The sequence below is a fragment of the Methylobacterium sp. ARG-1 genome (assembly GCF_001262595.1).
GTDB classification, from domain to species: Bacteria; Pseudomonadota; Alphaproteobacteria; order Rhizobiales; family Beijerinckiaceae; genus Methylobacterium; species Methylobacterium brachiatum.
Genome location: NZ_LHCD01000008.1, coordinates 129,821 through 143,347 on the forward strand (window position 1 = coordinate 129,821; position 13,527 = coordinate 143,347).

Annotated in this window: 16 protein-coding genes; 6 read left to right on the forward strand and 10 right to left on the reverse strand. The window is 69.7% G+C overall.

Annotated elements, in window-relative coordinates; translation table 11 throughout:
• Positions 1-103: 103 nt before the first annotated feature.
• The 5 genes from AKJ13_RS10770 to AKJ13_RS10790 form a co-directional block, all read right to left on the reverse strand.
• Complete coding sequence (locus tag AKJ13_RS10770; protein WP_050733339.1) at positions 104-1,183, reverse strand: glycosyltransferase; 1,080 nt, start codon at positions 1,181-1,183, stop codon at positions 104-106.
• Entirely contained in the window at positions 1,180-3,156 is a 1,977-nt protein-coding gene (locus AKJ13_RS10775; RefSeq protein ID WP_050733340.1) for a glycosyltransferase, read from the reverse strand. The genes AKJ13_RS10770 and AKJ13_RS10775 overlap by 4 nt, the downstream gene beginning before the upstream one ends.
• A 76-nt stretch (positions 3,157-3,232) precedes the next feature.
• Positions 3,233-4,279 carry a selenide, water dikinase SelD gene (gene selD / locus AKJ13_RS10780; protein ID WP_050733341.1) on the reverse strand — a complete coding sequence of 349 codons (1,047 nt, stop codon included), beginning with the start codon at positions 4,277-4,279 and terminating at the stop codon, positions 3,233-3,235.
• Positions 4,280-4,368: 89 nt separating this feature from the next.
• The gene (locus AKJ13_RS10785) at positions 4,369-5,088 is read right to left on the reverse strand and encodes a cytochrome c biogenesis protein CcdA (RefSeq protein ID WP_050733342.1); all 720 of its coding nucleotides are present in this window, start codon (positions 5,086-5,088) and stop codon (positions 4,369-4,371) included.
• A gap of 166 nt (positions 5,089-5,254) precedes the next feature.
• Positions 5,255-5,554, reverse strand: a complete 300-nt coding sequence (locus AKJ13_RS10790; protein WP_200905609.1) for a cyclic nucleotide-binding domain-containing protein — start codon at positions 5,552-5,554, stop codon at positions 5,255-5,257.
• A 618-nt stretch (positions 5,555-6,172) separates the two neighbouring features.
• Here AKJ13_RS10790 and AKJ13_RS10795 point away from each other — a divergent pair.
• From AKJ13_RS10795 to AKJ13_RS32225, 3 genes are all read left to right on the forward strand, one after another.
• Positions 6,173-6,682, forward strand: coding sequence for a metallophosphoesterase (locus AKJ13_RS10795; protein ID WP_050733343.1), 510 nt, complete (start codon positions 6,173-6,175; stop codon positions 6,680-6,682).
• A gap of 195 nt (positions 6,683-6,877) precedes the next feature.
• Entirely contained in the window at positions 6,878-7,168 is a 291-nt protein-coding gene (locus AKJ13_RS10800; protein ID WP_039904606.1) for a hypothetical protein, read from the forward strand.
• Between the two features lie 87 nt (positions 7,169-7,255).
• On the forward strand, positions 7,256-7,396 hold the full coding sequence (locus AKJ13_RS32225) for a hypothetical protein (protein ID WP_007569207.1): 141 nt from the start codon (positions 7,256-7,258) through the stop codon (positions 7,394-7,396).
• 2 nt (positions 7,397-7,398) lie between these two features.
• On the opposite strand, the gene AKJ13_RS10805 is transcribed toward AKJ13_RS32225, so the two are convergent.
• Positions 7,399-7,641 carry a hypothetical protein gene (locus AKJ13_RS10805; RefSeq protein WP_050733344.1) on the reverse strand — a complete coding sequence of 81 codons (243 nt, stop codon included), beginning with the start codon at positions 7,639-7,641 and terminating at the stop codon, positions 7,399-7,401.
• Positions 7,642-7,810: 169 nt separating this feature from the next.
• Here AKJ13_RS10805 and flaF point away from each other — a divergent pair, with 169 nt between their 5' ends.
• Positions 7,811-8,182 carry a flagellar biosynthesis regulator FlaF gene (gene flaF, locus AKJ13_RS10810; protein ID WP_050733345.1) on the forward strand — a complete coding sequence of 124 codons (372 nt, stop codon included), beginning with the start codon at positions 7,811-7,813 and terminating at the stop codon, positions 8,180-8,182.
• 16 nt (positions 8,183-8,198) lie between these two features.
• Here the strand turns inward: flaF and AKJ13_RS10815 are convergent, their stop codons facing one another.
• Positions 8,199-8,618 carry a flagellar biosynthesis repressor FlbT gene (locus AKJ13_RS10815; protein ID WP_050733346.1) on the reverse strand — a complete coding sequence of 140 codons (420 nt, stop codon included), beginning with the start codon at positions 8,616-8,618 and terminating at the stop codon, positions 8,199-8,201.
• A 190-nt stretch (positions 8,619-8,808) separates the two neighbouring features.
• Between AKJ13_RS10815 and AKJ13_RS10820 the strand changes: the two genes are divergently transcribed.
• Positions 8,809-9,582: an SDR family oxidoreductase gene (locus AKJ13_RS10820; RefSeq protein WP_050733347.1), complete on the forward strand. Its 774-nt coding sequence runs from the start codon at positions 8,809-8,811 to the stop codon at positions 9,580-9,582.
• 14 nt (positions 9,583-9,596) lie between these two features.
• Here AKJ13_RS10820 and AKJ13_RS10825 read toward each other — a convergent pair whose 3' ends face one another.
• Both AKJ13_RS10825 and AKJ13_RS10830 read right to left on the reverse strand, forming a co-directional pair.
• Positions 9,597-10,526, reverse strand: a complete 930-nt coding sequence (locus tag AKJ13_RS10825) for a DMT family transporter (protein WP_050733348.1) — start codon at positions 10,524-10,526, stop codon at positions 9,597-9,599.
• Positions 10,527-10,760: 234 nt separating this feature from the next.
• Complete coding sequence (locus AKJ13_RS10830) at positions 10,761-11,327, reverse strand: TetR/AcrR family transcriptional regulator (protein ID WP_082316918.1); 567 nt, start codon at positions 11,325-11,327, stop codon at positions 10,761-10,763.
• Between the two features lie 267 nt (positions 11,328-11,594).
• Here AKJ13_RS10830 and AKJ13_RS10835 point away from each other — a divergent pair, with 267 nt between their 5' ends.
• Positions 11,595-12,617 carry an NADP-dependent oxidoreductase gene (locus AKJ13_RS10835; protein WP_050733350.1) on the forward strand — a complete coding sequence of 341 codons (1,023 nt, stop codon included), beginning with the start codon at positions 11,595-11,597 and terminating at the stop codon, positions 12,615-12,617.
• 56 nt (positions 12,618-12,673) lie between these two features.
• On the opposite strand, the gene AKJ13_RS10840 is transcribed toward AKJ13_RS10835, so the two are convergent.
• Positions 12,674-13,372, reverse strand: coding sequence for a ribonuclease activity regulator RraA (locus AKJ13_RS10840; protein WP_050733351.1), 699 nt, complete (start codon positions 13,370-13,372; stop codon positions 12,674-12,676).
• Between the last annotated feature and the right edge of the window lie 155 nt (positions 13,373-13,527).

The window sequence follows — 13,527 nt, forward strand, 5'->3', positions numbered from 1 at the left end:
CTGCAGCAGGCTTCGTGTAGATATCGCATACCCAACTAGAACGCTCTGTCACGTTTTTGTGGCGCCAACAGGCCTGTAATTGTTGGGGACTACGTAAACGGATTCACGCGACGATCACGGCGTCCGATGCCGCGTAGGCCGCCGGATCCCCGGCCAGGAACGCCTGGAAACGCGCCCGATCCTCGGCCGCGGCGGCATTCCAGCGCGTCACGTTCCCGCGGCTCGCGGCCGCCGCCCGGGCCAGCCCGCCCCCGATGATCCAGTCCATCAGCGCCGACGCGGCCGCCTCGGGCACCTCCGGTCGGATCATCAGACCGGAGGCGCCCAGCACCTCGCGGAACACCGGCGCATCCGGTGCCGCCACGGGCAGGCCGCCATGCTGGACCTCGAGGAGCGGCAGGCCGAGCCCTTCCGCCTTCGAGGTCGAGAGCAGGAGGTGGCAGGAGCTGGCGAGATCCCGCAGTGCCGCGTCGGCCAGGTAGCCGTGGCGGTGCAGGAAGGGCGGCGGGTCGTCCAGGAGGGCGTGACGGCCCCAGCCGACCCGCCCGACCAGGTGGAGCTCCGCCGGCACCCCCGCGCGGTTAAGTGCCCCGACCAGGGCCAGGGAGGCCGGATAATTCTTGCGCGGCTCGATCGTGCCGATCGCCAGCATCCGGATCGGCGCGCCCGGGACGTAGGCAGCTGGCCCCGGCAAGTCACCGAGATTGAAGGCGTCGCGCACGGACGGGCGCAGCAGGGCGACCCGGGCCTCCGGCGCGCAGACGGCCCGGGTCGCCCTGCCGGTGGTGCGGCTGTTGACGAACAGGTTCGGGCACCAGCGCAGGGCGCGGGCGAAGCTCGGGCTCATGTAGAGCCGGCTTTTCAGGCTCAGATCCTCCGGCCGGTCGAGCAGGAAGGTATCGTGGACGTAGAGGAGGCAGCGCGCCGCCGCGACCGCACAGAGCGGCCCCGGCGGAAAGCCCGGGAACAGGAACAGCGCGTCCCGGTCGGCGAGCGCGCGCAGTGGCAGGCCGAGCTGCTGCTGGCCGATCATCCCCGGCAGCGAGCCGCTGGAGACGGCCCGCACCTCGTGGGGTGCCAGCCGGTCCGGGGCGAACAGGTCCAGGGTGATCCGCTCGATCCCGGTGACGTGCGTGCGCAGATGGGTCTGGTCGAGATAGATCCGCTTGGGCCCCGGCTTCACGGGACGCTCCGCCGCAGGGTGCCGGCGAGGTAGAGGCAGCGGCGCACGAACAGGGGCATGCGTCGGCCGAGCACCATCTGCTTGGCGCGCCGCAGCCGGCGTACCAGCGGCCGCGAAGGCGCCGGCACGGTGCCGGTCGCGCTCTTCTGGCGCTCGGCCGCGAACGGGAAATGGCCGAGCATCGCCGGGGCGAAGGCCAGCCGCGCGGCGCCGGGCAGCAGCTTCCGCGCCCGGACGATCGCGTCGAGCGACAGCGCGGCGGCGGCGGGGCTGTGGCGGCTCTCCAGGGCGATCCGGGCGAAGGCGCCGAGCCGCGCCCGGGCCCCGGCATCGTCCACCAGCTCGGCCAGGGCCCGGGCCAGGGCGCCGGGCTTCACCGGAACGAGCCGGCCGGACACGCCGTCGATCACCGCGGAGGTCAGCCCGGAGGTGCGGTAGGCCAGCGTCGGTACGCCGCACAGACCCGCCTCGATCGGGGTCTGTCCGAGGGTCTCGTGGCGGCTCGCAGTGACGTGGAGGTCGCAGGCGCCGTACCATGTGGCCAGGCTGTCCTCGTCGGCGATCAGCCCCGGGGCGAACAGGTTCGGCAGGCCGAGCCGGGCCGGATCATCGAGCCGACCGATCGCGACGACGCCGACCCCCGGCCGGGCCACCGCCTGGAGCGCGGCGCGCAGATCCGAGAAACCCTTGTCGGGCCCGTCGACGATCACGGCCGAGATCAGGATCAGCACGTCCCCCGCCGGCAGGCCGAGCCGACGGCGCAGGGCGGCGCGGTCGCCGGGCCGGAAGGTCGCGGTCGGAAAGGCCAGCTGGATCCGCTCGGCCACCGCGCCGGGCGGCGCGAGGTCCCGGGCCCGGGCCAGGGTCCAGTCGGAATTGGCGAGCAGCCACGGCCCGGCCGGTTCGGCCAGCACCGCGCGCTTGCGGGCGTGCATGCCGGCGATCCGCCCGGGGGCGAGCTGCGGGTACTCGTCCGGTCCGGGACATTCGGCGTCGCAGCCGGTGGCAGCGCGGGTACAGTCGCGCGGATGGCAGCAGCGGCCGGTGAGTGGGAACAGGTCGTGCAGCACCAGAGCCGTCGGGCTGCTGCGGGCCAGCCGCCCGGCCACGTCGAGGCTGCGGGTGGCGCCGTGCAGGTTGCCGACCAGCACGAGGTCGGGCGCGGCGGCCGCGATCGCCGCCTCGGCCTGCGGGAACCGGTCCGTCCATTCGGCGGCCTCCGGCCGGTCGCTCAGCGCGACGCCGGTCACGCGATGGCCGGCGAGCGCCAGCGCCTCGGCGAGCCGCCTCTGGGCGACGCCGGCGCCGCCCTGGGTGCCGGTGCCGGTCAGCGAGACGATCGCCAGGCTGCCGGATCGCGCGGCCGGCGCCTCGTTCACGCGCTGGAGCAGCACCGGACGGCCGATGCGCGAGCGAGCGGCGGGGGGAAGGGCCGACCAGGCGGCCGAGGCGTGCAGATCACCGTCGGCGTCGAGCACGGCGTGGCGGTGGAGCGCCGCGCGCATCCACAGAACCGCGCCGCCGGGGAACGGCACCCCGTCCGAAACCTCCATCCCGGGGATGTCGAGTTCCAGGATTGTGTCGGCGAACAGGACCCGCAGGCCCGCGACCGCCGCCGCGCCGGTCAGGGCGGCCTCCAGGGCCAGGGCGGTCAGCGCTCCAGGCGCGAGAAGATCGCCCGGGCGGAGCCACAGCAGGGCGTCGCAGCCGGGCTCGGCCAGGATCGCTTCGATATGGGCACGTCCGAACCCGGGCGGCACGAGGTCGTGCCGGAGCTCCGCGTAATCCTGGCACAGGATCGAGGCCGCGGTCGCGGTCGCATCGATGCCGGGAGCCGCCAGGGTGACGACGCGGATCCGCGGCCAGGGCCGTCCGTCGGGCAGGGCGGCCGGCCGCCCCGGTCCGGCGGCGGCGGGGGCGAACGGCCAGCCGGCGACGCCGTGGGCGGGCGGTGAGGAAGCGGCGTCGGTCAAGGGCGGTTCGCGCGTCGGGCGGGGCGCGCAGTCTGGCCGCGAAGGGTGAAGATTGCCTCTCGGACCGCGCGCGCCATCAGCCGTCCACACGGATCCGGGCGGGGCCAGCCTCCATGCGGCCGATCCGGGCCGCGGCTGCGTAACCGGCCGCCCGGATGCGCGCCAGGATCGCCTCCGCCTGGGGCTCGTCGCAGGTCACCAGCAGGCCGCCGGAGGTCTGCGGGTCGGTGAGCAGGTGGCGGCGCCAATCGGGATAGCCCGCGGGCAGGTCGACCTCGGCGCCGAACGCGTTCCAGTTGCGGTGCGAGGCCCCAGTGACGAAGCCTGTCTGCGCCAGAGCTTCGGCCCGGGGCAGGAACGGCAAAGCGCCGGCCTTGAGCGCGAAGGTCAGGCCGGCGCCGCGGGCGATCTCGAGCCCGTGGCCCAGGATGCCGAAGCCGGTCACGTCGGTCATCGCATGGACCGCCGGCTCGGCGGCGAGTTCGATCCCGACCGTGTTGAGCCGGGTGGTGGTGGCGACGAAGTCGCGATAGTCGGCCGCCTCCAGCGCCTCGCGCTTGATCGCCGCGGAATAGACTCCGACGCCGAGCGGCTTCGTGAGGATCACCGCGTCGCCGGCCCGCGCGTCGGCGTTGCGCCGCACCGCCTCCCGGCGGCAGGTGCCGATCACCGCGAGCCCGTAGATCGGCTCCGGCGTGTCGATCGAATGGCCGCCGGCCACCGGGATCCCCGCCTCGGCGCATGTCTCGGCGCCGCCGCGCAGGATCCGGGCGACCACGTCGGGTTCGATCTTGCCTACCGGCATGCCCAGGATCGCCAGAGCAAAGATCGGCCGTCCGCCCATGGCGTAGACATCCGAGATCGCGTTGGTCGCGGCGATCCGCCCGAACTCGACCGGGTCGTCCACCATCGGGGTGAAGAAGTCGGTGGTGGCGATCACGCAGGTGCCGTCGTCGAGGGCCCAGACCGCGGCGTCGTCGGAAGTCTCGTTGCCGACGAGCAGCCGCTCGAACGGGCCGGCGGCCGGCTGCTCGGCCAGCAGCCGGCGTAGGATCGCCGGATCGAGCTTGCAGCCGCAGCCGCCGCCATGGGCGAGACTGGTCAGACGGGGGGACTCGGTCATGCGGAACTCCGGGCCAAGGCCGCCGAGGCGGTGTTCACCGGCATCGTCCCAGGCTGACGGCCGGCCTTCGGCGGACGATGCTGCGCCCGTCAGTAACGCGTGGTGATGGCATTCAGCCAGTCCGGTGAGGCGGCGACCGCCGCGGCCTCGACCCGCTTGTCGGTGCCGGTGAGGATGAGGAGCCCCAGCGCCACCATCACTACCCCCAGGGCCGCCTTCACGCCCTTGCCGGCCGCCGCGAGGCCGCCGCGCCAGCGCATCAGCGCCTCGCGGGAGACGAAGCCGAGCACCATCAGCGGGGCCGCGGCCCCGATCCCGAACGCCAGCATAGTCAGGGCGACGCTGCCGAGATGCTCGCCCCGGGCGGCCAGAAGCGAGGCGGCCCCGAGCGTCGGCCCGACGCAGGGGCTCCAGGCCGCGCCGAGCAACAGGCCGACGCCGAACTGGCCGGACAGGCCCCCGAACCCGAACCCGCCGAACCGGTCCTCGGCCCAGGCCCCCACCGGCCCGGCGGCGGTGGCGACCTGCGCCTGGAGCCGCGGCAGCATCAGCACCAGGCCGAGGACGATCAGCAGCACGGCTCCGGCGCCGCGGAACACGTCGCCGTCGAGCCCGATCGAGAAGCCGATCGTCGCCACGAACAGCCCGATGGCCGTGAAGGACAGGGCCAGGCCGAGAGCCAGCGCCACCGGCCCGAGCCGATGCTCCGACGCCGCGGTCCCGAGCACGATCGGCACCAGCGGCAGGACGCAGGGCGACAGAACCGACAGGAGCCCCGCCAGGAACGCGAACCCGACCGTCCCCAGCATCGCCCGTTCCTCCGCCGTCTTCGTATTGGTCCGCAGGCTTCGCGCCGGGAAGTGATGGCGTCAACCGGCGCATCGCCGGTCGGGGGCGGGATCGATCATCGCTGTCCGGCACACACGGCTGTCGGCCGGATCGCCATGCGCCGGGCCGTCGCGGCGTCCAAGATCCTCAGTCGATCGGCGCCGTCGGCCCGCCGATCAGACGGTCATATTCGGCCTCCGCGAGCCCGAGCAGGAGCTGCGCATCGATCGACCGCATGTGCCCGGCGGCCTGCACGAAGTGGGTGTAGGGGGTGCGGTCGTCCCCGAGCAGGATCGGGCTGGCGCCGACCAGACCTTCGCGGCCGATCAGCCCGATTTCGACCCGGCCGCTTGCACCATCGTTCGTCACCGAGATGATGCCCGATTCCACCAAGTAGACCGTGTCGATCCGCGTGTGGGGGGCGATCAACATCTGCCGCAGCAGCATGTCTTCCGGGCGCAGCGTAGGCTGCAGGACCGCGGAATCTTCGGGATCGTGGGTTGAAAGAAGGCGGTTGTGCAGGTCAGCCTGACGAAGATGGACTACGGGTACTCATGCAGAGCGGGCGAGAGCGCAAGCGGACCCGCGATCATCAACGCCCCGGATGTGGCGAACGCTATGCCTGCGCTAGTGTTTGGTCCGTAACATCGCAATGTAAAATTCTTCTGCGCAGATGATCCGGTCTGAGAAGGCTGTAGAAATGTAAATTTCTTACATTTCTTGCTTCAAGGTCGGCATAACAACAGGCCGATGTTGCATCAAACCAGCCCCCGTTTGCGCGCAAGTGGAGGCAGGAGCTGGACCCAACCGGCGCTGTGACAACCCCGCCGCCTCATCGCCAGGGTAGCGAGCGATCGCGCGGCTGGCTGGACAATACCCGCGCCGCCGCCGCTACGCTTCGGCACATCACGAAGCGCGGTGTGGTGCGGTAGACCCTCTGTGCCGCCAGCGCGCCGGCTTCTTGGTCGTCGATCCCGCGTCAGCGCTGTGACCGCGTCGGCATCCGGGTCTCCGGCTCTAGCTGACGGATAGGCGGACGGGCGGGACATTCGACGGAGCGGATCGGTGGCCACCTTCTTCACGGGCGATACCCATTTCGGCGACCAAAGGGCGCTACGCTTCGACCACCGGCCGTACCCGGACCTCGACGCCCACGATGCCGGCTTGATCGCCGCCTGGAACGCCGCGGTGGCCCCGGGCGACACCGTTTGGCACCTCGGGGACTTCGCGCTCGGCCCGAGCGGCGCACGGATCCGCGAGATCCTGGACGGGCTCAATGGCGAGAAGCACCTGATCGTCGGCAACAATGACGGCCCCGACACGCTCGGGGCTCCGGGCTGGGCCTCCGTGCGGCATTACGCGGAATGCCTGGTCGAGGACCGGATGGTGGTGCTGTGCCACTATGCGTTCCGGACCTGGAACGGGATGGGCCGGGGCGCGCTCAACCTGCACGGGCACAGCCACGGCAAGCTCAAGCCGATGCCGAAGCAGTACGATGTCGGGGTCGACCCGATGGGGCCGGCCCCGGTCGGCCTCTCGGCCATCCTCACCTCGCGCCTACGTCGGAAGGCGTAGTTCAGTCGGAACCTTCACAGCAGCTTCACCGTTTCAGCGGACAGAGAGGGGATGGATACGCGCCGTCCCGAGAAACCCGGCAGCCTCGTCGTTCGGGGCCACCACAGAAAACAAGTCGTGAGTATTCCCGTGAGCGCCCGTTCGGACTCTTCCCGCTACGGCTTCTCCCTGACGACCGGCCTCGCCAAGACGGCCCTGGCCGGTGCCCTGTCGCTCCTCGCTCTGACCTCGTCGGCGCTGGCCCTGCCGGCGTGCCTCGAGGCCCAGCGCAAGGTCGATGAGGCCAACGCCCTGCGCTTCCAGGCGCGCCAGGAGGCGCGGCTGGGTAACCATGACCGCGTCTGCGACACGCTGGACGAGGTCGGCGACCGCTACGACGACGCCCGCGACGCTTTCGAGCGCTGCGGCGAGGGCGTGGTGGCCATCGACCTGCGCAGCGAGCTGCGCGGCCTCCGCATCGCCAAGAAAATCAACCGCTGCGACTGACCGGGTGCATCCGCGCACCTCGTACGTTCAGGCCCCGCAGCATCATCCCGACATAGCGACGCACGTCGCCGACAAGGTTATGCGCCGATGACCACCGCCCTGCTGTCGTCCGATCTCCAGGCCCCCACCACCGATCGCACCGGCCCGTCCTTCGCGGCCGCCCTCTGCGGCTTCATCAGCACCACAGTCGCCACGACGATGCTGCTCGTGCTGATCGGGACGCTCTGACATCAGGGCGCGACCGACCAGAACCGCTGGCGGTTGAACAGCATATCCCGGCTTCCGACGGTGGGCGCCTCGGGTGGCTTGACGCAATCCGGCTCGCGCGGCTTGGTCACCGCCGCGAGCGCCGCCACTACCGGAGCCGGTCGCAGCCCGAGACGCGCCTGAACCTCCGGCTGCCGGGCTGCCGCGATGGTCAGTACGGCGGCAATCAGGCCGCCGGCAACGGTTCCAAGCAAGAAGTTCAGCATCTCTGACGCGATCCGGTGGCCGGCATTCCGCGACCACAAACCCTGGTCTCTGTCCAACCCGGCGGCATCATGGCGGACGGATGCTCACGCGGCCTTAACACTTGATCTGCGACAGCTACACGCAAGCCTGCCCACCCGGCAGGTCCGATGCGATAGGGCTGGACCGCCTATGAACTACGCCGCCAACGCCTATGCCCGGACGTCCCGGTCCGCATTGACGCCGCGCGAAGCCGAATCGGCGGTCCTGCTGAAGGCGGCCCAGCAGCTGATCGGCGCCAGCCACGGGCTCGCGGCCGGCGACACCAAACGCCTTAACGAGGCCCTGTCGTTCAACCAGCGCGTCTGGACCATTCTGGCAAGCGAGGCGACCGCCGACGAGAACCCGCTGCCGGCCGATATCAAGCGGGGCATCGGCAACCTCGGCGTATTCGTGCTGCGCAGCTGCGTCGACACGATGATCGAGCCGACGCCGGAGAAGATCGCCAACCTCGTGCAGATCAACAACGAGATCGCCGCCGGCCTCCAGGGCAATCCGGGCTGAGACCCGGACGGCGCAGTCAGCCAGCCGCGTTGGATTCCGGCGGCTCGGCCGGCATCGCCTCAGCCAGCATCCCGGCTTCCCATTCCACGAGCTTCCGGCCGAGCTTAATCGCCGGATAGAACGTGCCGGCCTCGACGGCCTCGGCGATCGCGGCGATCTGCGGCGCCGCCGCCGGCATTAACCGGATCAGCTCCCCGGCCTGGCGGAAGAACAGGTCGATCCCCGCCGCCGGGTCGTCGGCCAGGTAGATCACAGTCAGGGTGAGGTGGATCTGCTTGCAGGCCGTGTCGGCCTCGCTCTCCGTGATGATCTCGCTCTCGCGCAGGAACTTGCACTGCGTCTCGATCAGGAAGGTCGAGCGCCGGTCGCCGTTGCGAATCAGCGCGCCGTTGATGATCAGCCGCTCGAGCGGCTTGAGTTCCAGGCGCAGGGGCATCGCGTGTTCCTTTCTAGAAGACGCGGCGATGTGATTCCGAAAGCGTTAACGTTTGGACAATGGCCGCCGAGCTTCGCGGATCGGCCGGTGACCGGGACAGGATTGCGGCGGCGGTGCGAATCGTCGACTCTTCGAAGAGATGGCGCCGAGCTGACGATTCTGCACCGTCTCAGCCTTCGGAGAATTGCCGATGTCCTCAACCTCGACGCGCGCCATCTACCCAACTCTTCGCGGGAAACGCGTGCTGGTGACGGGCGGCGCCTCCGGGATCGGTGAAGGATTGGTCGAAGCTTTCGTCGCCCAGGGTGCCCGGGTCGTGTTCTGCGACATCGCCGACGAGCCGGCGGAAGTCCTGGTCGCGCGCCTGTCCCCCGGTGCGGCGCACCCGCCGCTCTACCGCCGCTGCGATCTCACCGATGTCGACGCCGTCCGCGCCCTGGTGGCGGAGGCCGAATCCGCGCTCGGCGGGCTCGACGTCCTGGTCAACAATGCCGGCAACGACGATCGCCACAAGCTCGAGGACGTCACGCCCGAATATTGGGACGACCGGATGGCGGTGAATCTGCGTCACCTGTTCTTCGCCGCGCAGGCCGCCGTCCCGGCGATGCGCCGGGCCGGCGGCGGCGTGATCCTGAACTTCGGCTCGATCAGCTGGCATCTCGGCTTGAAGGAGCTGGCCGTCTACCAGACCGCCAAGGCGGCGATCGAGGGGATGACCCGGGCGCTCGCCCGCGACCTCGGCCGAGACCGCATCCGGGTCTGCGCGGTCGTGCCCGGCAACGTCCAGACGCCCCGTCAGGAGCGCTGGTATACCCCGGAGGGCGAGGCCGAGATCGTTGCCTCGCAGTGCCTGGACGGGCGGATCCAGCCTTCCGATGTCGCCGCCCTGGTGCTGTTCCTCGCCTCCGATGACGCCCGCATGTGCACGGGGCACAATTACTTCATCGATGCGGGCTGGCGGTAACAGGAGAGCTGAACTCACGGTCCATCGGCGCCGCGGACCCTGGGGAGGAGGCGGCCGTCGATGGCCGCCAGGCCACCACCGATCAGGGCCATGCCGAGATAGTGCCGCGGTTCGAGGCGCTCGCCCAGGACCAGGGCGCCCAGCAGGATTGCCGAGACCGGGATCAGGAAGGTGACGAGCGAGAGGTTCGTCGCCCCCGCCCGCGCCAGGATCCGGAAATACAGCACGTAGGCGAGTGCGGTGGACAACGTGGCGATGCCGAAGACTGCGCCCCAGACGGACGCGCCGGGCATCGGCAGGGTCCAGGGCTGATCGATCGTCAGCGCCGCCGGCAACAGCACCAAGGCCGAGGCGGTGACCTGTCCGGTGGCCACCGCGAGGGGTGGAACGCCCATCCGCTTGAAGCACCGCCCGAAGACGCTGGCGCCGGCATAGGACAGGGCCGCACCCAACACGGCGAGCTGGGCTAGGAACCCCGCGCTGGATCCCGCAACGGCGGCGGGGCCGACCATCACGGCGACGCCACCCAAACCCACCAGCACGCCGGCAAGCCGGTTGCCGGTCATCCGCTCGTCGGGCGTGAGAAGGTGGGCGACGAGGACCGTGAAGAGCGGCGTCGTGGCGTTGAGGATGGCGGCGAGGCCGGACGCGATATGGGTCTGGCCCCAGACGATGAGGCTGAAGGGCAGGACATTGTTCAGCAGGCCCATGCCGAGGAACGCGGCCCAGATGTCGCGCGTGCCCGGCAGACGTGTCCCGGTCAGCGGACGGATAAGGTTCAGGATCAGAGCGGCGAGCCCGACCCGCAGAACGACCAGAGTGAGGGGCGGCAGCCCGGCAAGCGCGACGCCGGTGAAGAAGAACGAGCCACCCCAGAGGACGGACAGGCCAAGCAGCATCGCCCATTCGTGCGCGGACATGGCATGATTGTCGGCGGGCGGCATGGCGGATCTCCAACAGGTCGATCCGAGCCTATGAAGCTGCGGCCAAGGCGGCCAACCCGTTTCTTGCTCTCGAAGCCGGAGTTGCCGACAAAAGGTCAATGTCCGAAGTCATTCGATGTATAAAATCTCAACTTTATGGGTGATAGTCAGCAACTTAAAATCTATACTAAGTATTATTTACCTGGCAGCGTCCTAAAACGGGCAATGTTAGATCGACGGCAGAGCGGATATCTTTCAAATGCTAGGGCGGTCTGCAGCGCTCCCTGCCGGGGCCGGCAGCCCCACCAGCCGGAAGCAATGCTCCACGATCCTGGGCTCGATCACAGCCAGCCGCCCCTTCTGTGAGGCGTCCAACCCGACCCCGTGAAGGGCGTTGAACAGGAAAACCGCCGTGAAGCGGGCATTCGCGATCGTCCAGGCCTGTTCTTGGCCGCCATCAGCAAGCAGCCGGGTCAGATCGTCGATCAGGATGTTGTCGGCCAGACCGTCCAGGGAGGGCGGCGGCACGTCGTGGAAAACGATCTCGTGGAGGCGTGCGGAGGCGGCGTATCCTACGCCGCAAGCCGTCGCCCAAGCCGCCAACTTCCCGCTCCAGTCTCCGTCAGCGCGCCGTTCGACCGCAGCTTTGATGGTGTCGAGCAGGGTGGCGACAAAGCGCAGACGGAGCCCGCCGACCACATCCTCCTTCGAGGAGAAGTGAAGGTAGAAACTGCCCTTCGCGACCCCCGCCCCGGCGGTGATCTGTTCGATCGTGGTCGATGCCACGCCCTGATCGAGGAACAGGCGCTCGGCGGCGTTCATCAGATCTTCGCGCCGCTCGTGAGGCGGCTTGGTCCTGGGCTTGGTCGGCACGGTGCGATCCCTTGACGGGCGGGTGATCCGCCCTGCGTGAACCGGGATCGACGCGATGGAAAGAGGCCCGCGGCCGGCTCAAGTCTGCCGGCAGCAACGAAGCTTGGAAGCTGTCAACAAGAATTTGACTGACCACCAGTCATTTGATGGAGTGGCGCTGTCGATTCGAGAGGGTGCGGCTCGGCCGGCATCCCGCAATCGCGCCAGGGAACTCCCATGAACCGTGTCATCGAGCGTTGCCGCGCAGTCCGGCTGCTCACCTATCCCGGCGGGATGATCCAACCCCACGATCTCACGATCACGGAAACGGGTTTGCCGAGCCCCGGTCCAAACGACCTGATCGTCCGCAATCGCTGGTTTCGCGTCTCCATCTCGACCCGGCTCATGGCGAGCCCGGATGCACAAGCGGTCGAGGGTATTCCGTTCCCGGCGCTCAGGCCCGGGGATGCCCTGGCGGATGGTGCGATCGGCGAGGTCGTGGCCTGCCCGCCCGGGAGCGGATTCGAGGTCGGCGCCTTCGTTTATCATCCCCTGGGCTGGCGGGATTACGCGGTTGTCGATGCCGGCCGCTGCGTTGCGGTCGGCCGAGGGCCGATCGAGCCCGCCGCCTATCTCGGCCATGGCTGGACCGCCTACGCGGCCCTGACGCGGGGCATCCAGCTTCGCCCGGGCGACACCGTCTTCGTGTCGAGCGGGGCCGGCGCGATCGGGTCAATGGCCGGGCAGATCGCCCGCAAGCTCGGCGCAGCGCGGGTGATCGGAAGCACCAGCACCGTCGACAAGGCCGATTGGATGAAGGCCGATCTCGGCTACGACGCGGTGATCCTGCGCAACCAGGGCCCGATCGCCGATCAGCTGAAGGCGGCCGCGCCGGCTGGCGTGGATGTGTTCGTGGACATGGTCGGCGGCGAGCACTTGGCCGCCGCCGCGGGTGCGGCGCGCGAGGGCGCGCGGTTCGTCTTGCTCGGCGCATTGACCGCTGAGCTGAACGTGGCGGGCGCCAGCATCGCCGCGCCGGTCGAGCTCGACTCGTTCCAGCTGATCCTCAGGGACATGACCCTACGCGGCTACAGCGCGGACCGGGACAGCGCAGAGGGATTTCCGGAATGGATCGCCTGGCAGCGGGAGGCCGGGCTCCGTTTCGCCTGCTCGAAGGTGCAAGGGCTGGAGCGTGCACCCCAGGCCTTGCACGATGCCTGCGAAGGAAGGCTCAGGGGGCTCGTCATGGTCGAGCTGTGACGCACCATCCTGCGAAGGTCGCAGCCCGCATGTGGCGATGACCGAACGGCCCGGCGTCAACCTTTGCTGGATTCGTAACGCGCCTTGTTCTCGGCGTTCGGCGGATAGAGCCCCGGGAGAGCGGCACCCTTGCCGACCTCCTCCATGATCCAGCCCTCGAAGCGCTCTTGCTCAGGGGCAAGCTCCAGCACGGTCTCAAGCAGGGCCGCCGGAATCAACACCGCTCCGTCCTCGTCCACCACGATCACGTCATCGGGAAAGACCGCGACGCCGCCGCAGGCGATCGGCTGCTGCCAGGCTACGAAGGTCAGGCCGGCCACGGAAGGCGGCGCCGCCGCACCCTGGCACCAGACCGGTAGGCCGGTGCCCAGTACGCCGGCAACGTCACGCACCACGCCGTCCGTAACCAGAGCGGCCACGCCCTTCTTGGCCATGCGGGCGCACAGGATGTCGCCGAAGATCCCGGCATCGGTGACGCCCATCGCGTCCACGACGGCGATGCACCCGGCCGGCATCGCCTCGATCGCCGCGCGGGTGGAGGTCGGGGACGACCACGATTCGGGCGTGGCGAGATCCTCGCGGGCCGGAACGAAGCGCAGGGTGAAGGCGCGGCCCACGATTCGGGGCTGTCCGGGCCTCAGGGGCCGGGTCCCGCGCAGCCAGACATTGCGCAGACCCTTCTTCAGCATGATCGTCGTGATCGTGGCGGTGGTGACCTTCGAGAGAACTTCGACGATCTGGGCGTCACTCGACATCCGCGTATCCTTCCCGACTGAGGCCGCCAACGCCGCCCCTTGCCGGAGAGCTGTACCCGATCATGATCCGATCGGGTACAGCTCTAAGTTACTGTTCCGCGGTGTTCTTTCCGCAGAGGGACCGAGGCGCGAAAGCCTACGCCCGGGCCACGTCT